Source organism: Stenotrophomonas maltophilia, assembly GCF_003970865.1.
Classification (GTDB): Bacteria; Pseudomonadota; Gammaproteobacteria; order Xanthomonadales; family Xanthomonadaceae; genus Stenotrophomonas; species Stenotrophomonas maltophilia_AR.
The window spans coordinates 1-22,185 of record NZ_RXLZ01000002.1; the positions used below are offsets into that span (position 1 = coordinate 1).

General features: G+C 63.0%; 23 protein-coding genes. 16 read left to right on the forward strand and 7 right to left on the reverse strand.

All coding sequences use genetic code 11. The annotated features are described in order from the left end of the window. The first annotated feature begins 116 nt into the window (after positions 1-116). Together EKL94_RS00685 and EKL94_RS00690 are read left to right on the forward strand one after the other, a co-directional pair. Positions 117-2,240, forward strand: a complete 2,124-nt coding sequence (locus tag EKL94_RS00685; RefSeq protein ID WP_126927575.1) for a TonB-dependent siderophore receptor — start codon at positions 117-119, stop codon at positions 2,238-2,240. Between the two features lie 162 nt (positions 2,241-2,402). Continuing rightward, entirely contained in the window at positions 2,403-2,603 is a 201-nt protein-coding gene (locus EKL94_RS00690; RefSeq protein WP_126927576.1) for a hypothetical protein, read from the forward strand. Between the two features lie 53 nt (positions 2,604-2,656). Here the strand turns inward: EKL94_RS00690 and EKL94_RS00695 are convergent, their stop codons facing one another. Continuing rightward, on the reverse strand, positions 2,657-2,938 hold the full coding sequence (locus tag EKL94_RS00695; RefSeq protein ID WP_126927577.1) for a hypothetical protein: 282 nt from the start codon (positions 2,936-2,938) through the stop codon (positions 2,657-2,659). 211 nt (positions 2,939-3,149) lie between these two features. Here EKL94_RS00695 and EKL94_RS00700 point away from each other — a divergent pair, with 211 nt between their 5' ends. The 8 genes from EKL94_RS00700 to EKL94_RS00735 all read left to right on the forward strand — a co-directional run bounded on the left by EKL94_RS00700 (position 3,150) and on the right by EKL94_RS00735 (position 10,395). After that, positions 3,150-3,824, forward strand: coding sequence for a response regulator transcription factor (locus EKL94_RS00700; RefSeq protein WP_126927578.1), 675 nt, complete (start codon positions 3,150-3,152; stop codon positions 3,822-3,824). Further along, positions 3,824-5,173 (forward strand): sensor histidine kinase, encoded by a 1,350-nt coding sequence (locus EKL94_RS00705; protein ID WP_126927579.1) that lies wholly within the window; start codon positions 3,824-3,826, stop codon positions 5,171-5,173. The genes EKL94_RS00700 and EKL94_RS00705 overlap by 1 nt, the downstream gene beginning before the upstream one ends. 323 nt (positions 5,174-5,496) lie before the next feature. Beyond that, positions 5,497-5,913, forward strand: coding sequence for a hypothetical protein (locus tag EKL94_RS00710; RefSeq protein WP_126927580.1), 417 nt, complete (start codon positions 5,497-5,499; stop codon positions 5,911-5,913). Between the two features lie 135 nt (positions 5,914-6,048). Beyond that, positions 6,049-7,239: an efflux RND transporter periplasmic adaptor subunit gene (locus tag EKL94_RS00715; protein ID WP_126927581.1), complete on the forward strand. Its 1,191-nt coding sequence runs from the start codon at positions 6,049-6,051 to the stop codon at positions 7,237-7,239. After that, positions 7,236-9,200, forward strand: coding sequence for a MacB family efflux pump subunit (locus EKL94_RS00720; protein WP_126927582.1), 1,965 nt, complete (start codon positions 7,236-7,238; stop codon positions 9,198-9,200). The genes EKL94_RS00715 and EKL94_RS00720 overlap by 4 nt, the downstream gene beginning before the upstream one ends. Before the next feature lie 153 nt (positions 9,201-9,353). Further along, a complete protein-coding gene (locus tag EKL94_RS00725; RefSeq protein ID WP_440087562.1) occupies positions 9,354-9,677 on the forward strand; it encodes a hypothetical protein in 324 nt (107 codons plus the stop codon). Between the two features lie 27 nt (positions 9,678-9,704). Then, positions 9,705-10,082, forward strand: a complete 378-nt coding sequence (locus EKL94_RS00730) for an EF-hand domain-containing protein (RefSeq protein ID WP_126927584.1) — start codon at positions 9,705-9,707, stop codon at positions 10,080-10,082. 115 nt (positions 10,083-10,197) lie between these two features. Continuing rightward, positions 10,198-10,395, forward strand: coding sequence for a hypothetical protein (locus tag EKL94_RS00735; RefSeq protein ID WP_005410142.1), 198 nt, complete (start codon positions 10,198-10,200; stop codon positions 10,393-10,395). Positions 10,396-10,505: 110 nt separating this feature from the next. Here the strand turns inward: EKL94_RS00735 and EKL94_RS00740 are convergent, their stop codons facing one another. The 3 genes from EKL94_RS00740 to EKL94_RS00750 all read right to left on the reverse strand — a co-directional run bounded on the left by EKL94_RS00740 (position 10,506) and on the right by EKL94_RS00750 (position 13,268). Then, positions 10,506-11,828, reverse strand: a complete 1,323-nt coding sequence (locus tag EKL94_RS00740; RefSeq protein ID WP_126927585.1) for a Smlt3024 family type IV secretion system effector — start codon at positions 11,826-11,828, stop codon at positions 10,506-10,508. A 31-nt stretch (positions 11,829-11,859) separates the two neighbouring features. Next, on the reverse strand, positions 11,860-12,723 hold the full coding sequence (locus EKL94_RS00745; RefSeq protein WP_126927586.1) for a Smlt3025 familytype IV secretion system inhibitor: 864 nt from the start codon (positions 12,721-12,723) through the stop codon (positions 11,860-11,862). A gap of 197 nt (positions 12,724-12,920) precedes the next feature. Next, entirely contained in the window at positions 12,921-13,268 is a 348-nt protein-coding gene (locus tag EKL94_RS00750; RefSeq protein WP_126927587.1) for a winged helix-turn-helix transcriptional regulator, read from the reverse strand. 102 nt (positions 13,269-13,370) lie between these two features. Here EKL94_RS00750 and acuI point away from each other — a divergent pair, with 102 nt between their 5' ends. Continuing rightward, positions 13,371-14,360, forward strand: a complete 990-nt coding sequence (gene acuI, locus EKL94_RS00755) for an acrylyl-CoA reductase (NADPH) (RefSeq protein WP_126927588.1) — start codon at positions 13,371-13,373, stop codon at positions 14,358-14,360. 128 nt (positions 14,361-14,488) lie between these two features. Then, positions 14,489-14,809, forward strand: coding sequence for a hypothetical protein (locus EKL94_RS00760; protein ID WP_185829966.1), 321 nt, complete (start codon positions 14,489-14,491; stop codon positions 14,807-14,809). 69 nt (positions 14,810-14,878) lie between these two features. On the opposite strand, the gene EKL94_RS00765 is transcribed toward EKL94_RS00760, so the two are convergent. Then, entirely contained in the window at positions 14,879-15,088 is a 210-nt protein-coding gene (locus EKL94_RS00765) for a hypothetical protein (RefSeq protein ID WP_260473341.1), read from the reverse strand. Between the two features lie 177 nt (positions 15,089-15,265). Here EKL94_RS00765 and EKL94_RS00770 point away from each other — a divergent pair, with 177 nt between their 5' ends. From EKL94_RS00770 to EKL94_RS00780, 4 genes are all read left to right on the forward strand, one after another. Next, entirely contained in the window at positions 15,266-18,019 is a 2,754-nt protein-coding gene (locus tag EKL94_RS00770; RefSeq protein ID WP_126927673.1) for a UvrD-helicase domain-containing protein, read from the forward strand. Positions 18,020-18,494: 475 nt separating this feature from the next. Further along, positions 18,495-18,752 (forward strand): hypothetical protein, encoded by a 258-nt coding sequence (locus EKL94_RS22585; RefSeq protein ID WP_260473342.1) that lies wholly within the window; start codon positions 18,495-18,497, stop codon positions 18,750-18,752. 138 nt (positions 18,753-18,890) lie between these two features. Beyond that, positions 18,891-19,178 carry a hypothetical protein gene (locus tag EKL94_RS22590; protein ID WP_260473343.1) on the forward strand — a complete coding sequence of 96 codons (288 nt, stop codon included), beginning with the start codon at positions 18,891-18,893 and terminating at the stop codon, positions 19,176-19,178. 176 nt (positions 19,179-19,354) lie between these two features. Further along, complete coding sequence (locus EKL94_RS00780) at positions 19,355-20,188, forward strand: phage portal protein (RefSeq protein ID WP_260473344.1); 834 nt, start codon at positions 19,355-19,357, stop codon at positions 20,186-20,188. A 281-nt stretch (positions 20,189-20,469) separates the two neighbouring features. On the opposite strand, the gene EKL94_RS00785 is transcribed toward EKL94_RS00780, so the two are convergent. After that, positions 20,470-20,769, reverse strand: a complete 300-nt coding sequence (locus EKL94_RS00785; protein WP_126927591.1) for a MafI2 family immunity protein — start codon at positions 20,767-20,769, stop codon at positions 20,470-20,472. Continuing rightward, complete coding sequence (locus EKL94_RS00790; protein ID WP_126927592.1) at positions 20,766-21,800, reverse strand: RHS repeat-associated core domain-containing protein; 1,035 nt, start codon at positions 21,798-21,800, stop codon at positions 20,766-20,768. Before EKL94_RS00790 ends, EKL94_RS00785 begins: the two co-directional genes overlap by 4 nt. Between the last annotated feature and the right edge of the window lie 385 nt (positions 21,801-22,185).

Below are 22,185 nucleotides of genomic sequence, written 5' to 3' on the forward strand. Positions count from 1 at the left end.
ACATCTCAAAGTCATGTGGTTTTTGATGTTTTATCTGGGGGTGGCGACGGGCGAGGGGGCAGACGGGTGAGGGGTCCGTCTCGTGGGCCCGGAGATGGTTAAAAGGGACCGCGCCCCTGCAACGCGCCCTGTGCCTGGCACTGACGCTGCCCCTGGCCACCCTTGCCCATGCTGCCGAGTCCTCACCCGCCGCGCCCAAGGACCTGGACAAGGTCGAAGTCCGCGGGCGTGCACAAACCCTGTACCGGGTGGACGATGCCGCAGTCGGCACCCGCACGGATACACCGCTGGAGCTGGTCCCGCAGTCGATCCAGGTCATCCCGCGTGAACTGATCGACGACCAGGCCGCGCGCCAGGTGACCGACCTCTATCGCAGCATCAGCGGCATCAGCTATTTCAGCTATGCCGGGGTGACCCTGCGCGGCTTCCGCCAGGAGAACGTGCTGTATGACGGTCTGCGCGGCGACCCGTACGCAGGATTTTCGGTGCCGCAGCTGTTCAACATCGAGCGCGTGGAGGTGCTGAAGGGGCCGGCAGGCGCGCTGTATGGCGGTGGTGATGCGGGCGGTGTCATCAACTACGTGACCCGCAAGCCGAAAGCCAGCGCCGAACGCCGCATCGAGGTCCAGCTGGGCGACAAGGACTTCCGTGCCGGATCGTTCGAGGGTACCGGGCCGTTGAATGCCGCCGGCAGCGTACGCTATCGCGCCGGGCTCTATGCTGACAGTGAAAAGGGCGTGCGCTGGAACACCGACAGCGAGAGCGTGATCGGCGACGCCTCGCTGGCCTTCGACGTCGGCCAGACCGGCGAACTGGTGCTGCAGTTCACCGACATCACCCAGAACCTTGGCGGCAACCGCCTGCGCGGCGTGCCGGTCAACGATGCAGGCACGTTCCTGACCGACCGGCGCTGGAACCACAACGAGGCCAGCGACTTCCTCGACATGCGCGCCAAGGTGGCGCTGGCTCAGTACCGCTTCGCGCCGAGCGACACTCTGGACCTGGACTTCGCCGCCCGCTGGTTCAGCAACAACGAACACCAGATGTACCACGAGCCGATGGGCCTGATCGATCGTGACCGCGATGGCGTGGCCGAATGGATGACCCGCCAGCTGCGCAACCAGATCCGCGACAACGAAGCATTCACTGCCAACGGAAATGCAGTCTGGCGGGTGACCACCGGCACGGTTGAGCACAAGGTGCTGTTCGGCGCCGATGTGTACCAGTTGGATGCGGATTTCACCGCACAGACCGCGAACAGCGCTGACCTTGCGCGTGGCGCCGGGCCGGTGCGCGGCATCGACCTGTTCAATCCCGTGTACGGCGCCAGTACCTGGCACGACTACAACCTGGCTGCCCTGCCCTGGCGCAGCACGTCCACCCGCAGCAAGCGCTATGGCGGCTACCTGCAGGACGAACTGGCACTGGGCACACGCTGGCATGTGCTGGCCGGGGTGCGCTGGGATGGCTTCAAGGATGAGGATCGCATCACTGGCAACAGTGTGGACGGCAACGATCTCAGCTGGCGGCTGGGCAGCACGTTCACCGTGCGCGAGGGCCTGAATGTCTACGCCAACATCGCCAGTGGTTTCGTGCCGCAGAGTGCCGCCAACCAGAACCCAGCCGCTGGCGGACCGTTCGATGCCGAGCGCAGCAAGCAGTGGGAAGTGGGCATGAAGTCGTTGCTGGCCGACCGCGTGACCTTGAACATGGCGGCCTACCGGATCGACCGCAGCAACATCGTGCAGGCCACCGGCGAGGTGATCGGTGGCGTGAACCAGTTGGCCGCGCTGGGCCTGGTACGCAGTACCGGCATGGAGCTTGACCTTCTGGCCGACCTCAGCGAGCGATGGGTGCTGAACCTGACCTACGCCTACAACGATGCGCGGGTGAAGGACGCCGGCCCGAATGGCATCACCAACGCCTCCGGCGACCGATTCGCCAATGCGCCGCGCAACAAGCTGGGATTGTGGACGCGTTATGACCTGCCGGCGATCAACTCCGCCATCGGTTTTGGCGCCGATCACGTCGGCGAGCGCGTCAGCCTGGATGGGCAGACCGTCAAGGCCTACACCGTGTTCGACATAAGCTGGAAGACCACGTGGAGGCAGTGGCAGTTCCAGGCCAACGTCAAGAACCTGTTCGACAAGGTGTACGCGGCCAGTGGCTTCATCGAACGCAACGGGCATTTCCCGGGCGAGCCACGGCGGGTGTATGTGCAGGCGGCTTACAGCTTCTGAACGGAAGCATTTGTAGCGCTGAATCCACTGTCGGCAAGCAGGTCGTTGCTTGGCACTGGTTCACGCGCGTCCGAAACCGTCGGCACTTCCAGTCACTTGTGCACGATCACCTCCGCCTGTAGCGTCGCCGTTGCCCAAGGAGGGCTATCAAAGGAGTGAAACATGAAGATGGGATTCAAGCTGTCTGCTGTTGTCACCGCCATTGCACTGACGCTTGGAATCGGCAGTGCGACCGCTCAACCCGACCGTTGCCGCCCTTGCTACGACGCCTATAGTGATTGCCTGGATGCGGGCAAGGGCGAGAAGGTGTGTTACCGCGCGTTCGTCGCCTGCATGGCGAAGGGCAACTGCGGGCTCCCATAACAGGCTCGCAGAGCGCACCGAGGGGAGGTGGCAACCCACCTCCCCTCCCGGCATCAGTGCGAGCAGGCCACCAGCATCGAGCGGGTGGCCATCTGGGTGGAGGTGAAGCCGTTCTTGTTGCCCACCGCGATGGCGTTGCCGTCGTCGCCATCCTTGCTGAAGACCACATAGCCGCCTGGGCACATCTGTCCGGCCTTTTCGTAGCAGCCACTCCAGGAGCTGGAGCCGCTGCAGTCGATGGAGACGCCGCGCCGGCCATCGGGGGTAACGGTCATCTTGGCGGTGGTGCAGCCACTCAGCGCGGCCACGAACAACAACGGAACGAACAACTTCATGGATACTCCAGGGGGTTGGGGATCAGCGGAAGGGCACCAAGGCTGGAGTGCCCGGATTGCGCGAACCTTGCGTCGACGTCCGCTTTCCTGCGTGATTACAGCCTTGCGGGACATCGGGAAGGCACGCCATGTTCACGCAATGTTCCTGTAATACGGTGCCGGCGCGTGCCGAACCGCCCCGCCACGCCCCCTTCCTGCGCAAGCCCTGCCGATGCACATCCTGCTGATTGAAGACGAAGCCGAACTGGCCGCTACCCTGAAGTCCGCCCTGCAGCGCGAGCGCTACGTGGTGGATCTGGCCAACACGCTGGCGCTGGCCCGCGAAGCGGCCCTGTGCGGATCGCACGACCTGGTATTGCTGGACCGCACCCTGCCCGACGGCGACGGCTTGGGATTGATTTCACTATTGCGTGAGCGCAACCCCGGGGTGCCGATCATCGTGCTGAGCGCGCTGGGGCAGCTGCCGGACCGCATCGCCGGCCTGGATGAGGGCGCGGACGACTATCTGACCAAGCCCTTCGCACTCGAAGAGCTGTTCGCCCGTATCCGCGCTGCCGGGCGCCGGCCGAGCGGCATGCAGGTGGAACTGGTGAGCATCGGCCGGTTGGTGTTCGATCCGGCATCGGGCGAGGCCAGCGTGGACGGGCAACGGCTGGAGCTGCCGCGCCGTGAGATACGTGTACTGGCCGCGTTGGCCCGGCGGTTGGGCCGCACCGTGCTGCGCGAGTCGATTGAAATGGCGGTGTATGGATTCGATGACGGCATCCATTCCAACACGCTCGATTCGCATGTCTCGCGCCTTCGCCGCAAGCTGGCCGATGCCGATGCAGGAGTAGAGATACATGCCATCCGCGGCGTCGGCTATCTGATGCGGGAAGCCAGGTAATGGCGCGTCGTCCATCGCTGAAGCGCCCGTTGATCGTCAAAACGCTGATCTATCAGCTGCTGGCGTTGCTGGTGGCGTTCTTCGCGCTGCTGATGGTGCTGATACGTGCCGACAGCGGTGGCTACTACACCATCCAGACCTTCGCGCCGGTGGCCGCCGACGCGGTGCACCGCGACCGCAATGGCGAACTGTACGTGCAGAACACGCCGGAACTGGCCGAACTGCTGAAGATCGTTCCCGGTGCCTGGTTCATCGCCGAGGATGAGCACGGCCACCACGTTACGTTCGGACCTGTGCCGCCGGCCTATGCCTCGCTGGTAGGCGCACTGGATGGCATCCCCTTTGGCGACCTGCGCGGGCGCGACCGCAGCGATGGCCTGGCCGTCGTGGTCCGCCAGCACAGCGGGCCGGCCGGCAAGCTGACCGTCATGGCCCATGGCGAGACCGATACGTTGACCTGGCAGATGGCGCTGGCGGCACACATCATCACCCTGCCGATCTTCCTGCTGCTGGGCCTGGCCACCATCGTCCTGACACCGATCATCGTGAGACGGGCCCTGGCCGGGGTGGAGCGCATCGCCCAGGAAGCCCGCAACATCTCCGCCAGCCGCCGCGGTGTCCGCCTGACAGAAACCGCTGTGCCGGTGGAGATCGCTCCGTTGGTGACGGCGGTGAATGAAGCACTGGAGCGGCTGGACGAGGGGCACGAACGGCAACGCCGCTTCATCGCAGCCGCCGCGCATGAGCTGCGCACGCCCATTGCGATTCTGAGGGTGAAGGTCGATGCGGCCGACGACACCACCTCGCGCAGCCTGGCCGTGGAAGTGGCGCGGTTGGCGACGCTGGCAGAGCAACTGCTGGATCTGCACCGCATGGACGAAGACGGGCCGAAGGAAACCATCAACCTGGCACGGGTGGCCAAACGGGTGGCCGCCGATCTGGCGCCGCTGTTGATCCAATCGGACAAGACCGTAGCCGTGGCGGTGGAATCGCACTTCCCGGTACTCGGCGAGACCGGCGCAGTGGAGCGGGTAATTTCCAACCTGGTACTGAATGCTGCCGAACATGGCGGACGCCAGATCATCGTGCGCGTTCAGGGCAGCTGCCTGGAGGTCGAGGATGACGGCCCCGGCATACCGGTCGACCAGCGCGAACGCGTCTTCGAACCCTTCCAGCGGCTGCGGCCGCGGCAGACGGGCGCGGGCCTGGGGTTGAACCTGGTGCGCCAGGTGATCGATCGCCACGGCGGCCACGTCACGATTCTGGATGCGCCTGGCGGTGGTGCATTGATCCGTGTTGAGTTTCCATTGCATCCGGGCGTGACCAGCACGCCACCGCTGGAGCATTGAACACATCGCATGCACCTGTGTAACTGGCACCTGTCCATGCGTGGCCGGCAGCGAGGACAGGCAAGGTTGCGGCAATGTTCGCTGGACAGCATCGGGGTGTGGCACCTGCCGTGCCACCGCGTTCCGATCTGACAGGAAGCCTGCATGTGACCCAGGGAGCTCCTCCACCGTCCTCTTCCACGCGCACTGTGCCACCACGGAATTCGCCGGGGCTTACCGCTGCCGCATGGAATCGCCGCCCGCGCAATGGCAGCGCGCCCGGCCTGCAACATTGGCCGCGTTGGCTGCAAACAGTTCCTGATACCGAGCGCACTGGCGTGTTGATGCGGCTGTTCGGCGCATTGTTCCTGCTGCTGCCAGGCATTGCGCTGGCGGCTTCAACGCATCGGCACGCGAGCACAGCGGCAGCGGTTGCCGTGCTCCTGTTCGCTGCCGTGCATGCTGCGCTGCATGGGTTGGCGGCATGGCGCGCGGCAACCTCGCGCCCAACGCCACCACTGCTACGCGTCCTGGATGGACATGCCGCTGGGATAATGACTGCCAGTGCGCTGCTGATCGCCATCGTTGCAGGAATGACGAATCTGTCTGCTCCAACGTTCTTCTGGTTGGTGGCCGGCGCGGCGAGTCAACTCTGCGGTGCGCGAATGCCAGGCCACCGCCTGCGCAATGCGCTGCTGGTTCTCGGTAGCGCCCTGCAGTTCATCGCCGTGGCACTGCTCGCCCTTCTTGCCGCACGCTGACACAACGACAGCCCCGCAAGGTTCGCGCAACCCAGCGCATCGAGACTCGACGGCCAACCACGTCTGCCACGACAGACGTGTGTCTCTTCTGTCGCGAGGACCCCCGATGACCTGTCTTTTCTGGATGCTGCGCCGATGAGCGCCGTACCGCGCAAGCGCCGCCGTGCGCTCATCATTGCTGCCAGCCTGCTGTGCAGCGCGCTGATTCTGTCTGCATGGTTGCGGCCCGCACCGCCGACGCACCTGCAGGTTGCGCCAGTCGTCCGAGGCAACATCGAACAGGTGGTGGAAGCCACTGGCACGCTGAAGCCCTCGCGGCTGGTAAGCGTGGGTGCGCAGGTCTCCGGCCGCATCGATACCCTGCATGTGAAGCTGGGCGACAAGGTGAAAGCCGGCGATCCCATCGCCGATATCGATTCGCGCACTCAGCGCAATGCACTGCTGAGCGCACAGGCCGCACAGCGCACCGCGCGCGCCAACCGCGATGCGCTGGCCACCGACCTGCGCCAGTTCGAGCTGACACTGCATCGGCAGCAGCAACTGGCGGCCTCGCAACTGGTGGCCCGCGCCGACTTCGATGCAGCCAAGGCCAAGGTCGATGCAACCCGGGAGCAGATCGCTGCGCTGGACGGTGAAGTGACGCGCCGACAGACCGACGTCGATGTCGCACAGACCAATCTGGAGTTCACCCGCATCACCGCACCCACCGACGGAACCGTGCTGGCCGTGGTCGCGCGCCAGGGACAGACCGTGAACGCGGTGCAGAGCGCACCGACCATCGTGATGCTGGGCAACCAGGACGTGATGACGGTGTACGCTGAGATCTCCGAGGCCGACGTCGTACACACGTCTGTCGGGCAGGAGGCATTCTTCACCATTCTTGGTGATGCCGGCCGCCGCTACAGCAGCACGTTGCGGGATATCGCGCCAGCGCCGGAATCGATCACCAACGAAGACAGCTCCAGCCTCGCCGCACCGGCAGTATCGGGTGGCAGTCGCACGGCCATGTACTACAACGGCCAGTTCGACGTGGACAACGCCGATGGTCGCCTGCGGAGCTACATGACCGCGCAGGTTCGCATCGTGCTGGGCCGCGCCAACGACGTACTGATCATTCCCTCGGCCGCACTGGGTGCACGCGCCGCCGACGGCAGCTACAGCGTGCAGGTACGCGGTGCCGACGGCCACGCCAGCACGCGGCGCATCACCACCGGGCTGGATGACCAGATCCAGGTGGAAGTACGCGACGGGCTGAAGGAAGGCGAGCAGGTCGTGCTGGCGCAGGCCAACGTCGAAGCCACCAACGCGCCTGCACAACCCCAATGAGTACGACCATGACCGAGCCATTGCTGCGCGTTCGCGGCGTACGCCGCGAATTTGCCGCGGGCGAGCAGACACTGGTGGTACTCGACGGCATCGACCTGGATATCCACGCAGGTGAACTGGTGGCCATCGTAGGCCAATCCGGGTCCGGCAAGTCCACGCTGATGAACATCCTCGGTTGCCTGGATCGCCCTTCCGCCGGCGTATATCAGATCGCCGGGCGCGAGACCGCGCAGATGTCACCTGATGAACTGGCCGAACTACGCCGCGAGCACTTCGGCTTTATCTTCCAGCGCTACCACCTGCTGACCGATCTGACTGCACTGAGCAATGTGGAAGTGCCCGCGATCTACGCTGGCATTCCTGCCGAGGCTCGCCATGCGCGTGCAGCAACGCTGTTGTCGCGGCTTGGCCTGGGCGAGCGCATGCAGCATCTCCCTGGCGAGCTGTCGGGTGGCCAGCAGCAACGCGTTTCGATTGCACGTGCCCTGATGAATGGTGGCGCGGTGATCTTCGCCGACGAACCTACAGGTGCGCTGGACACGCATTCCGGCAAAGAAGTGATGAAGATCCTCGGCGAACTGCACGCCGAGGGTCATACCGTGGTGCTGGTCACGCATGACATGGCCGTGGCCGAGCATGCGCAGCGCATCATCGAAATCCGCGACGGGCGGATTGTGAAAGATCGTGCAACCGGTACTGTTCTGGCTGCGGGCGTGGCGATGCCAGCCGTGCCCCAATCCGTGGACAGCAGCGGCTGGCAGGCCTGGCGGGATCGGTTCGCCGAAGCCTTCCGCATGGCACTGCGCGCGATGAACGCCCACCGCATGCGCACCTTCCTGACCATGCTCGGAATCATCATCGGCATTGCTTCGGTCGTGGCGGTGGTAGCACTGGGCACCGGCGCACGGCAGGCCATCCTGTCCAACATCTCCTCGTTGGGCACCAATACCATCGAGATCTATCCCGGCTCCGGCTTTGGCGACCTGCACTCGGCGCGGGTGGAAACACTCACTCCCGGCGACAGCGTGGCCCTTGCCCGGCAACCCTTCGTGGACAGCGCCACGCCCGGTGTTGCCACCAGCGGCACCGCCCTGCGCGGAAACCGCTCTGCCAGTGTGCAGATGCAGGGCGTGAGCGAGCAGTACTTCCGCGTGCATGGTCTGAAGCTGGACGAAGGCGCCTTCTTCGGGTCGCCCGGCGTAGCCGGCTTCCAGCAGGTGGCGGTAATCGACGCCAATACCCGCGCACGCCTGTTCGCCACGGCCGATAGTCCAATCGGGCAGACCCTGCTGCTGGGCAATGTGCCGGTGCGCGTGGTGGGTGTGGTGAAGAAGGACGCCGGTGCGGTCGGTGATGCATCGCTGCTGCGGGTATGGCTGCCCTACACCACCGCCATGGCGCGCATGCTGGGGCAGAGCCACGTCTCCAGCATCACCGTGCGTGTCTCGGATGCGATCAGCATGGAAGCGGCGGAGCAGGCCATCGGGCGACTGCTGACGCGTCGCCACGGCAGCACCGATTTCTACATGAGCAACAACGCGCAGATCCGCAAATCCATCGAACAGACCACCGGCATCCTGACCATGATGATCAGCTCCATCGCGGCCATCGCACTGGTGGTGGGCGGGATCGGGGTAATGAACATCATGCTGGTATCGGTGACCGAGCGAACCCGCGAGATCGGCGTGCGCATGGCAGTGGGTGCGCGCCGCAGCGACATCCTGCAGCAGTTCCTGATCGAATCGGTGCTGGTCTGCCTGCTCGGTGGTGTGCTCGGCATCGGTGTGGCCCTGGCGTTGGGCGTGGTCCTGGAGCTGGCCAATGCGGGCTTCAGCCTGGTGTTCTCCGTCAATTCGATTCTGGCCGCATTCGCGTGTTCCAGCCTGATAGGCGTTGGTTTCGGATTCCTGCCGGCACGCCGTGCCGCACGGCTTGACCCGGTGGAGGCGCTGGTCCAATAGCCAATGCATTCCCCTCCAGTGACAGCAGGTTCGCGCAATGTCCGCGGTGTGTACTGCAGCTATCAAGAATGTCCGCACAGGAGCTGGACTATGTTTCCTAGAACAGAAAAAGCCGCGCTACTGCTGGCAGCTGCTGCGCAGCTACTGGTGTTGATGCCCTACTCCAGCGACGCCCATGCACAGCGTGGTGACCGCTATAGCCCGCACTGGAGCCAGGACTACCGCGATCGGGAACGTGATGCGTGGGAGCGGCGCGAACGTGAGCGGGAACGCGAGCGCCGGCACGACGGCAAGACCGCCGGCGTGGTGGTGGGCGTGGTGGGTGCCGCGGTGGTGGCCGGAGTGATTGCCGCTGCTGCCAGACGCGAACGCGAAGTCCGCGAGCGCGCCGACTACTGCATGAACCGCTACGGCAACTACGACCGCCGCAACGATACCTATCGCGGCGCCGACGGCTACACCTATCCCTGCCACTGACCTGAATCTCTCAAGGAAAAACCACCCATGACCAGGATCACTCTGTTGATCGCCCTGTGCGCTGCCCCGTTGCTGGCCCAGGCCTCACCGGCCGACCCGAAACAGGCCTACATCGACGCCACATTCACCGCCATGGATGCCAACAACGACGGACGCGTCGACAAGGCCGAGTACGCGAAATTTCAGCAGGGTCGTTTCAACAAGCAGGCCGATTCAATCGACGCCGCGTTTACCGCGATGGACAAGAATAAAGATGGCAGGATCAGCAAGGAGGAAGCCATCGTGGTGCCGGAGATCGCGAAGTACTTTGCGGGCCTGGACACCGATGGTGATGGCTATCTGTCGCTGAAGGAAATGCAACAAGCCATGGTGGCCGCCCAGACTGCAGACGCGCCAACAAAGTAAATCCAGGGCGGGGCGCTGAAGATGGATGCCCATCCGGGCGCGGTGCGGGTTGAATACACCCTCTTCCCACGTTAGCCTCCGTGGTGCCCAAGGAGGGCTATCAACGGAGTGAAGCATGAAGATTGGATTCAAGCTGTCTGTTGCTATTGCGGCTGCTGCACTGACCCTTGGAATCGGCAGTGCCTCCGCGCAGTCCCGCTGTACCCCGTGCTACACCGCCTACGACGCCTGCCTCGCAGCGGGCAATGGCGAGAAGGTGTGCTACCCGGCATTTGCTCGCTGCCTGCGGAACAGCGGCTGCACCATCCCGTAAATCACGCCCTGCCGTGATGTGTGCCGGCCCCCATTTCGGGGGCTGGCATTGGCTGCCAGGCGCTGCGCCTTACTACTGAATAGGTTCCATACGCGACTGGCGCTGCGATGTCATCCCATCCGCATTGCAGGATTGTCGCGGGCCTGCACATCAATTTCCTGCTGGCGTTGCCCGGCAGTCTGCTGGCGATCCAGGCTGACCGCTTCCATCTGCTGCAACGACTGCGCAACCGGCGTATGTACTGCTACATCCGTGGGCATTGAAACGCGCAGGTGGGCGGGATCGGTCATCTCGCCCTGCACCACGAACACGTTCCGCCCTGCGGGAGCGTCGGCCGTCTGGGCGCTCAGCAGCACGTGATCGGCGCGTTCAAACTGGTTGCGGCGGGCCAGGGCCATCACGCTCGCCACAAAACGCTCGCTGTTCTCGTCGTGGGTGCGCCCTGCGCTGGCATCGATCGCGGCAACGCCTTCGCGCACCTGCTGCATCAGTGCGTACTCTCGATGGCCTGGGCCGATGTCCGCCAGACGGGTCGGCGCCTGTGAGGGATCCGGCACGTCGTCCACCGCTGCGGTCATCGGGCTGCGGGTAATCATCCGATACGGGTCGTCCGGGTGGAACTGGGTGCGTTTTTCCTGGCGCTCCAGACGAACCTCGCGCGCGTCGTTGAGTTCAGCGGTACGGGCGGGATCGGTGATCTCGCGCAGCGACATGTGACCGCCGCCCGCACTGACGCTGGCCCATTTCCTGTCCGCCTCGAAGTACATCGCGTAGTAGCTGTTGCCACCGATGACGTTCGGATCGACCGCCGAGCGTCCTTCCAGCGCCTGGGTAGCTTCCAGCACACTCAAACGGGTCAGGTACTGACCGCCCTTCGTCCATCCCATCTGGCTGATGGCATCGACGCTGGTGTTGCCTACGCGGGGGCCTCCGGCGTAGTCGTTGTTGAGCATGTTGGTCCAGATCTGCTCCAGCTTCTCGGGGCCGCTCTTCTGCTCCGCCGCCTGCAGCAGCACGCGCGGCGTCCAACAGTTTGGATCAAGTTCATGCTGCTCAAATGCCCGGTCGTGGGCCAGCATCACATCCTTTCCTGGAAGATTCAGTGCCAGGTCTGGACGGTGCTCGTTCATCCACTGCTGGCGCAATTCGAGATCTCTTTCGAGCAGGGCCTGCCCAAAGGACTCCCATTGCCGCTCTGTCAACTGTGCATTTGAAAACCTGGATCCCTCTTCATGCTGGGTCTTCGCGTAGTTCTGCGCATAGGTGTTGGCTACCCGTCCAGGCAGGCTGTCATTGCGTACAACACCCAGCGCCAGTGTCCCGTACCCATCGGCTCCCGGCAGTTGCGACAGGTAGTTCCAGTAAAGCTCGCGATTGCCGTCTCTGGCATAGCTGCCAAGGACTCTGAGATCGTGTCCGGTCAATCCACTCATACCTTGCCCCTTCTCTTCCTTGAATCACTGATCACTTGGACCGGGTACGCGCGATGACATCCCTGACGGCCTCTTCCATACGCTTCCAGTCCTTCAGAAACGCTCTCTTGTAGTCCAGGCTGACGGACAGCTTATTGTCGATGTCCACGAAATAGTGAACGCAGCCCGCTGCCACCTCTCCTGGCTCACTGATCACCTCGCCCCCCTCCAGCCGCACGCCGTCGCGTCGGAATTCCTCTCCGTCACATTTGATGAACGAGCTGATACGACCGTCGGCCTGGCGTGCGATGTACCAGTCTCTCTCGTAGGCGGGATTGCGGACAGGCAACTTCCCGTACCGCGCCTCATATTTCTTCGCGTACACCACCATCTTCGCTTCGTCGATTGCATAGGGCGTCAGCCCCAAGGTCTCCGGCTGTGCAACGCGTTGATCGAGGCGGTCCCTGGGATCCTCCCTTTCCACAGACCCCTCTTCGGTGATGGCTTCATTCGACGACAGTCTTGAAAGCAGCGTTTCGACGGGAACGCGATCAACGTAGTTGATCCGGATTGGAATCTCCTTGCGGAAATCATTCGTACGCGGATTTGCCCGAGCACCCGGCAGTGTCGGCGTCATGTCCGGCCACTCGATGACCAGCGTCACACCCTCGCCCGGCCACGGTGCGATCTGGCTGTCCAGGTAGTTGGCTGGAATGCGGAAGGTGTTCGGCCCGAGCGTCACGTCCACGGGCGCATCGGAATAGGTGTGGCCGTTGATCGTGCGGCCGGTCTGGGTTGCGCCGGGCATGGCGGGATTCCTTTCGTGTTCGGTGGACGGCGGCCGCGCACATGCGCCGGCACTCACTGCAACGGCAAGTGCAAGCGTCAGACACCGGCTGGGGGACATCACGTGCATGGGCATTCCATTGCAGGGTTCCAGCGCCACTATAGGGAACCGGGTGTCAACGGAACAGGAACCGCATCGCCGCCCTTCACGGAGCGAGGCAGCGCTCCACATGCGCTGCCTGCAGCACTACCGCGATCGCTGTGGCCTCCGGAACGCTGCGGGGTGCGCGGGCCATGTCGACCACGCTCGGCGCTACGCTTCAGGCCTCAGCCATCGCTGTCCGTGCTTCTATGGCCACGATAGGTTTCACCCCACTCGCGCATGGCCAGCAGCACCGGAACCAGCGTGCGCCCGAACTCGGAAAGCTCGTACTCCACCTTCGGTGGCACCTCTGCATAGACATGGCGGATCACCACCCCATCGGCTTCCAGTTCGCGCAACTGGCTGGTCAGCATGGACTGGGTGGCGTTGGGCACCCGCCGCGTCAGCTCCATGAAGCGACGCTTGCCCGCCATCAGGTGAAAGAGGATGACAGGCTTCCACACGCCCCCCATCACCGACAGCGTGACCTCCACGGCGCAACCGCTCTTGCCATCCCAACGCTTGCTACGCATGCATACTCCGGAAAACCATAGTACCTACGGAAAATCATCGTTCTTGTTGCGATAACTGTGCGAGCCTAGCATGGGCTCATCCACTGAACGTGAGCCCCCACCATGAGTTTCAAGGCACTGCTGACCCGCAAAACGAACGACGGCGTATCCACGGAACTGGTCGATTTCGATGACGCCGACCTGAGGGACGGCGACGTGCTGGTGCAGGTTGAATATTCAACGCTGAACTACAAGGACGCACTGGCCCTCACTAATACGCGCCCGGTCATCCGCACCTTCCCGTTGATTCCCGGCATCGACCTTTCCGGCGTGGTGCTGGAGTCGAGCAATGCCGATTTCCAGCCCGGTGACCGTGTCGTGTTGAATGGCTGGGACCTGAGCATGGGCCACCATGGCGGCTTGGCACAGCGTGCCCGCGTGCGTGGCGAATGGCTCAACCGGATCCCCGACAACCTGACCACCCGTGACGCCATGGCCATCGGCACCGCAGGCTATACCGCCATGCTGTGCGTGCTGGCACTGGAAGACGCCGACGTGACGCCTGACAAGGGCGATGTGCTGGTCACCGGCGCCAACGGTGGCGTCGGCTCGATTGCGGTAGCGATCCTTTCAAAGCTGGGCTACCGCGTGGTGGCCGCCACCGGACGCCCGGAACACGCCGAGTACCTGCACAGCCTGGGTGCCGCCGAGATCATCGATCGCGCGCAGCTTTCAGAACCACGCGACCGGCCGGTGAGCGCCGAACGCTGGGCCGGCGTGGTGGATGTGGCCGGTGGCCCTACCCTCGTCAACGCGATTGCCGAAACGAAATACCGCGGTGCCGTCGCTGCCTGTGGTCTGGCGCAGAGCGATGCACTGCACGGCTCGGTGCTGCCCTTCATTCTCCGCAACGTGACCCTTGCCGGCGTGGATTCGGTGAATGCGCCGCAGGACGTTCGCCAGCGTGCGTGGGACCGGCTTGCCACCGACCTGGATCCGCAGAAGCTTGAAAGCACGGTGCAGCTGATTGGGCTTGCCGACGTGCTTGAGGTCTACGAGCAGATCATTCCGGGCAAGGTGCGTGGGCGGATTGTCGTGGATGTGAATGCCTGAGGAAGTTTCCCCAGCGCATTCCATCCGGCGACGAATGGTGAACACGTCGTGAAACCATGCGAGCGGCAGCGGTCGCTTGCCACTGCCGCTCGCATACGCTCAGGTTTCCGCCGACTGTGGACACCGCCATGTCAATGACTGCACTCGCACTTGCGACCGCTCTTTCCGGCCTGCCCGACATCACCTGGGAGCGCGAGCGCGGCGAAGATGCACACCAGCTGATGCTCTGCCAGATCCATCGCGATGAGCTGATGCAGGATGACGCCAAGAACGATGCCTACCAGCGCGCCAAGGCGGTATGCGATCTTCTGGCGCGCGAGTACAGGAACAAATGGGATTTCGATGCGCAGGAGGCATTGGCAGCATCGGCGGTGGATCTGGATGAGCTGATCCGGCGGGGAGACCTGGTCGAGGTGCCTCCCACGAGGCGGGACCGCGTCTACGAGTGATTCCGTGCTGGCAGGCGCTGGCACCTGGAGTTGCCGCAGGCCAACCGGGTCCAGTGCCAATCGGCGCGGCTAGCGGATGCGACTCCGCGCCAGTGCCAGGCACCTGATCTCGTCTGGCAGAAGGACGACGCCGTCTTCCATCTCGATGCGCATCTGCGTGACATCACCCTCGTGCCCCTGCATTGCAGCGGTCACCAGAATCTTCAGTGCATCCGTGCGGATATCGTAGCCGCCGACGGTGTGCTTCAAGGTACCCACACTGTTCCAGTCGATTTCCATGAGCGGCGTCCACATCCACAGGCTTCATGCTGGCAACGGCCTTCGCCCACGTCAATGAAACCGTCGCACGACCGACCGTGAAACGAAAGGCCACACGCGTCGTCAAGGCCCCTTATCATGGAGGGGTAAGGGCTCTGCAAGCCCAGTTGACGTACGCAAGGCAGTATCTGGATGTCTATGGAATGGCGCCCCTCGGGCTGGGGCCTACGTGTGACCCGCTCGCCGAACTGGCGGCTGCGACTTGACGGCGAACATGTTGAGCTTTTGATTGAAAGTCGCCAGTACCGGCAGCACGTGGCTGACGACGAGCGCGTGCAGGTCATCCCAGGACTCTTTTGGGCCAAGGTCGTCCTGCAGACCCAGGCCGACGGCGTGCTGACCATGGATGGACTGCCCAACGGCCAGGCCTCCCGGCTTGCGGCAGCGCTGCAGCAGGTGCGCTTTGCGTGTACCACGCGAGGGCGCAAGGCACTGTTCGACACGATTCTGGAGCAGATCCAGTCGTGGCTGTCCGAAGCAGACGCCCTCATCGACCGGAGCAGCACCGGCCGCCGCTGGATCACGCACGAGCAGCAGCAGACGCTGCTGGCCGGGCGCCCCGCCCTGCCGCTCACGCCGCGCGAGCTGGAACAATTGTTCCTGGATGAGGATGTGCATGAGGACCTGCATTCGCCCAGCCACCGTGCAGCACTGGACGCCCTGCACGACTGGCAGCTGGACTGGCCCACGGCCTGGGCCGACGCCAACGCCACCATGGCAGCGCGCGAGCGGGTATTGGCCAAGGATTTCCTGGACCGGGTCGAGAGCAAGCCGCTGACCGACGAACAGGCCCGCGCCGTCATCTGCTTCGACAACCGCGTGCAGGTCGTGGCCGCGGCCGGCTCTGGCAAAACCTCCACGATGGTCGCCAAGGCCGCCTATGCCATCGATCGCGGATTTGTCGAACCCGAACGGATCGTGATGCTCGCCTTCAACAAGGATGCCGCCAGGGAACTTGAAGAACGCGCACAGCGTTCCTTCGATCGGCTGGGCATGGGTGATATCGCGATTGAGGCACGGACCTTCCATGCACTCGGCCTGTCCATCGTCGCCAAGGCCACCGGACGCAAGCCCGACATCCCCGAATGGGCCATTGACGCCACGCAGGGCTTCAACAAACTGGCCGAACTGGTGGACGACCTGAAGGATCGCTCGACCCACTTCCGCACCCAATGGGACATGTTCCGCCTGGTATTCGGGCGCGACCTGCCGCCATTCGGCGCGGAAATGGAGGCCGACGGCTACGACCGCGATGGCACGCCCTACATCCGCACCCTGCAGGGTGAGCGGGTGAAGAGCCTGGAAGAATGCGTGATCGCCGACTGGCTGTTCTACAACGGCGTGACGTACGACTACGAGCGACGCTACGAATTTGATACGGCGACCGACACCCATCGCCAGTATCGTCCGGACTTCTACTATCCGGACGCAGGGCTGTATCACGAGCACTTTGCGCTGGATGCCGATGGCCAGCCGCCGAAGCACTTTGCCAACTACAGCGAAGAGATGCACTGGAAGCGCCAGCAGCATGTGGCGCGCGGCACCGCGCTGGTCGAGACGACGTCGTTTGGCCTGCGCAGTGGACATGCTCTGCTGGACCTCGCAGAGAAGCTTGGCGAGTCTGATGTTGAACTCGACCCGAACCCGGACCGTGAGTTTCCGGATCAGGGCGCCAAGCCGATGCCGGACGCGGACCTGATCGGCTTGATGCGCACCTTCATTGCGCACGCCAAGAGCAACTGCCTGACGCTGGACGATATGGCCGCACGCCTGCGGCAGATGCCCGAGGATCAGTTCAAGGAGCGACACCGTCGCTTCCTGGAAATTGCAGGGCCGGTTTTCCAGGCCTGGGACAACGCACTGGCTGACGAGCACGGCATCGACTTCGAGGACATGCTCAACATGGCGGCCGGGCTGCTGGAACAGGGCCACTATGAATCACCCTACGAACTGGTGATGGCCGACGAATTCCAGGACGCATCGCGCGCCCGCGCACGCCTCTGCCGTGCGCTGGTCAGCCAACCGGGCCGCTATCTTTTTGCGGTGGGCGATGACTGGCAGTCGATCAATCGCTTCGCTGGCGCCGACGTTTCGGTGATGACCGGATTCCGCGAATGGATGGGGCACGGCCAGGTGCTGAAGCTCGAGCAGACATTCCGCTGCCCACAGGCGCTCTGTGATGCTTCCAGTCACTTCGTCAGCAGGAACCCCGCACAGATCGTCAAGGAGGTTCGTTCTGCTGCACCGGCAATGGGCCCGGTGCTGCAGGCCTTCCAGATGAACCGGCGCGAGGAGCTGCAGGATGGCGTTCGCCAGCACCTCGCCAAGCTGCATCAGCAGCTGTTGTCCGGGGCGGTGCCACAAGGGCGCAACGGGCGCGTGACGGTCTTTGTTCTGGGAAGGTATCGCGCGGATCGCAACGCGATGCCTTCGGATTGGAAGACAGCCTTCGGCAGCACGATGGACGTAGAGTTCCTCACGGTCCACCGATCGAAGGGACGCGAGGCGGACTATGTGATCCTGCCTGGCATGGTCAATCGCGGCTTCCCGAGCCTGCGCGCGGATGATCCGGTGCTTTCGCTGGCAATGCCGGACGGCGACACCTATCCGCTGAGCGAAGAACGGCGCCTGTTCTATGTAGCACTGACGCGTGCGCGGCGGTCGGTTGCGATGTTCACCTTGCAGGGCAAGCACTCGCCGTTCCTGGATGAACTGGTGCGGGACGGCACGGTGGAAGTGACCACGATTTCAGGCGCGGCCATCAACGAGGAGCGCTGCCCGGTGTGCAAGGTGGGCGTGTTCGTGGACCGGAATGGACCGCATGGGGCCTTCCGGTCGTGCTCCAGCTACCCGTTGTGCCATAACAAGCCGAAGGGTGGGCGACGCGGGTAGCCGTCCAGGATCTGCCACCCGTTCGAACACGTGGACACAACACCTCAGCGGCGGGCTGCCGGCGGTATCGGACAACAGGGCCGTCGACTTCCACTTTCCCGCAAAGAGAAAGCCGGCACTAGGCCGGCTTATGGATCTTTTTCCAGCACCTGCATCAACGCTTTGAGCGCAGCTTTCTCAAGCTGAGCACGATGTCCGCAAAGCCATAAAGGAACGGTGCAGCAAGAAGCGCGGAGACGCCTGATCCCAAAAGCCAGGGAAGGGTTCACCCCCGTTTTCACGGACACTTACAAGAAGGCCGATTCAGGCCATGAGGAGTGTTCATGTCAAAGCGTAGGAAGTTCAGTGCCGAGTTCAAGCGCGGTGCGGTTGAGTACGCAAGGGCGCCGAGGGCAAGACCAAGGGCAACAAGGACGCCGCCGACAGCGCCAGTGGCGGTGCTGCGCGGGCCCACTATCAGCTCAACGAGACCGGCGTGTACTACGTCGGTGTCACCGAGGATGGCGACTTGGCCGAACCGGTGTTCGTCTGCTCGCCGTTGAAGGTCGAGGCCAAGACCCAACAGGACAGCCCGACGCTGACCGCCCAACTGCGCGAATCCACCGACCGATTCCTGGCCACCTATGTGCCCGAGGACGCCTCGGGTGAAGTGCGCCGCGTGGCCGAGCGCTTTGCTGTTGTCGCCTTTGCCGGGGAGTTGGCCAGCAGCTGCCGCCACCGCATCACCGGCTGACCTAAGGGTGAGGCCACACGCGGTGTCGCCGCGTGCTTCCAGGCTTGGCTGCAACGTCGGGGCGGCTCGGGTAGCGCCGATACCGATGCGCTGCTCTCACGCGTACGTGCGTTCTTCGAGGCCCATGGCGAGAGTCGATTGGAGCCGCTGCGCTACGCGCAGGAAGCACCACCGGTGCGCGACCGAGCAGGCTTCCGCCGCTTCGATGAGGTGGGTGTCACCGAATACCTGGTGCTACCTGAAGCACTGAAACGGGAGTTGTGTGCGGGCTTCGATCCTCGCCAGGCCACCCGTGAGCTCATCGCAGCGGGTTGGCTCAAACCCGGCTCCGATGGCAAGGCATCTCAGTCTGTGCGTGTTCCAAGCCTTGGCTCTATGCGTCTGTATGTCTTTGACAGTCGCAAGGTTCATGACGGCGCGCTGTAGGTCGCGCCGTCCTTCCCACACCTCGCTGGCACAACGTCGGCGAGGGCGATGCCGCCGCTGCACGCCAGCAGTGGGGTGCGAAGCTGCGCGAGAGCGATGGCACGCTGACCCGCGACATTCAGAAGCTGCGCGCGAATGAGCGTTCGGCACTCTCACTGGCCGAGGAATATGAGGCGATGGAGGGTGAGATTGCGGCCGAGCTGCCGCGCCTGGAACTGGAATTGGCCGAGGTGGCGGGTCATTGCATCGGCGCTAGCAGCGCCGTCACCTGGGAAGTGGCCGATCAGGCCTACGAGCAGTTGCTGGCACAGGCTGGGGACAGCCTGGGGCGGCAACTCTCGCACTCCGGGCGGCTGTTGCAGCTGCACCCGCTGATGGCGCAGTACATGCGCCGTGGCGTGGATCCAGGTGTGTTCTTCCAGGTGCGAGCTGGGCGGGCCGAGCATGAATTTGCACCTGGCTCGGTGCACCAGCTGCGCGAGGCCGATACCGATCAGGAAATCTACGGGTTGCCGGAGTGGTTGGCCGTGGTGCAGTCGGCGCTGCTGAACGAATCGGCCACGTTGTTCCGCCGCAGGTACTACACCAACGGCTCGCACGCCGGGTTTATCCTCTACATGACCGATCCGCAGCCGGAGGGTATGGACGTGGACGCCTTGCGTGAGGCGCTGCGAGACTCGCGTGGGCCGGGCAATTTCCGCAACCTGTTCGTGCATTCGCCCAATGGCAAGAAGGATGGCTTGCAGCTGATCCCGATCAGCGAAGTGGCGGCCAAGGATGAGTTCACCGGCATCAAGCGTGTGACTCGTGATGACATTCTGGCCGCGCTGCGCATCCCCCCGCAGCTGTTGGGTATCGTCCCGCAGAATGCCGGTGGATTCGGCTCGATTCGGGATGCGGCCACGGTTTGGGCGTCGATGGAACTGGCACCCCTGCAATCGCGCATGGCCATGGTCAACGAATGGATCGGCGAGGAGGTCATTGCGTTTGCTCCATTCGCGGTCGAGTAAACACCAGCCCGGCGAACGGGATTGCCAGCAATGCTGGCCAAGGGCCACTAGGTCCTGAAATGGCGCTGGCCTTTCAAGGCGGGAGGCTGTCAGTCGGCAGGTGATTCCGGCGACCCCGTGATAACCACAAGCCGCCCATTGGGCGGCTTGTTCTTTGGTGCAAACGAAATCACGAAAGAGTTCGCACCTAAGACCTTCGATGCGCGTCCTTCGCGACATTTTCAATGTACTAAATTTTCAATGTACTAAAGGGATGCAAAATCTGATAGTTCCCTCTCGAATCATGCGGTCTTTCTCAAAAAGATCCAAAAGGCATCCCGTGCAGGAAGGCTGGCCTGCCTGGAAATAACGACCTTGTGAGAGATGTCGAAATTGCTTGGGAAGTCAGCAAGGACTTCCGTCTCAATGCAGGAAATGTCTTCCGCTCTGGAAGCGGGAAGCGCGGAATCCACAACAAACGTCAACTGGAACTTGCTTTCGCCGTCAATTTCGCAAGAAACAGCAACAAGCTCTGGAAACACTTCTCCAAGAAGCGCTCTGCTCACGCTAAGTATTACATCGGATCGCAAGCTACTGTTCATGGATCTGGCCTTGAAGGAACGATGTGAATCCCATCCTTTCCGTAGTGAATTATGGCGTTTGTCGTCGGTGTGGCATTGCCGGCCGGGTCAACGTAGGACCCGACCTCTTGGCCAAAACTCACCCGCTCCTTGGAGCCTGGGAGGCCAACGTCAACCTTTCCCACCTGCTGCCCAGTGCCAGCGCTCCTTCCAAGTTCGCTAGGATTTCCTGTTAGAACACTTCTGCCAGGAATGTAGTTGTTGTGTCCAACCAAGTGCTTTCCCTGCTGTCCCAAGTTGATCTTGGGTGAAGGGCCGAGCATGGGGCCTGCACCTGATTTTCCATGAGTGAGCGCGCCGACGACTACAACCGCAGCAAGCGTTGTCACTGCCTGCTGGGAATAATTTCCCGTATCAACAAAATTCCCGACTGCCTGGCCAAGCGCGGCGCCTTCCATAGCACCACTTCCCGTGGTCAGCACCGCCGCTTCGCCGCCAGCCCATACGCGCATTGAGTTCGGGTCGTTGCGCAGCATGTACCCCACCGAAGCGCCATAAGACATTTCGCATGAACGGCACTCCTGCCGGCCGTCTGGGTCTTTGAAAGTATAGGGGTTGTTCGCGGCATACTTGTAGCGATTGAAGTTCGCCCCTACATTAACATCAGGTCCGACGGGATCAGTGGACAGGAATCGTCCGATCATCGGATCGTAATACCGCTGCTGCATGTAACTCAGCCCCGTGGCAGCGTCGCTCACGTGCCCTGTGTATCCCGGCCCATCCGCAACCTGCCCGCCGACAACGCCGCCATAGGGTTCGTAGTCATAGCGCTTGATCACGTTGCCGCTTTCATCGGTTTCGGCAACGACCGAGCCAAGGGCGTCGGTGTGGATGTAGGTGACCGTCTGAGCAGTTGCGATTAGCGGCAGTGCCAAACCCACCAACAGCAGCCAGCAGAGCCAGGCGCCGACGACGCTCAGCTTACCGAAATACGTTCTCATCCCCTTTCGGCGCGCCGACGCGCGGCACGCAATTCCCCCAAGCCGTTCCATCCTTCCATTCCCTTTGAAAGAACCTTTCGGCAAGACCCCGTCTTCATATCACAGTCCCCGATGCCTTGACGACCGAGGTCGGCGCCTGGGGCGGGTGGGCGGATCTTCGAGGTCGCGTCGCGGTGGGCAGGCTGTAACACCGGTAACACCTGTGTTACACCGTGGCCGGGATCGGCGAGGGTGGCGTAACTGCTTGAATTAAATTGCATATCCGACTGGCGTAACACCTGCCACACTTGTAACACCGAAAAACATCAATGTCGGAAACTGTTACTGGAATGTGGGTGTCAGTCTGACGACAGAGATGGCTGGAAGGCACTGTGGCACAAGGCATTTCAAGGAAGCTGTTGGCAAATCTGGCAGTGCGCTGCTCGCCACACGTTTT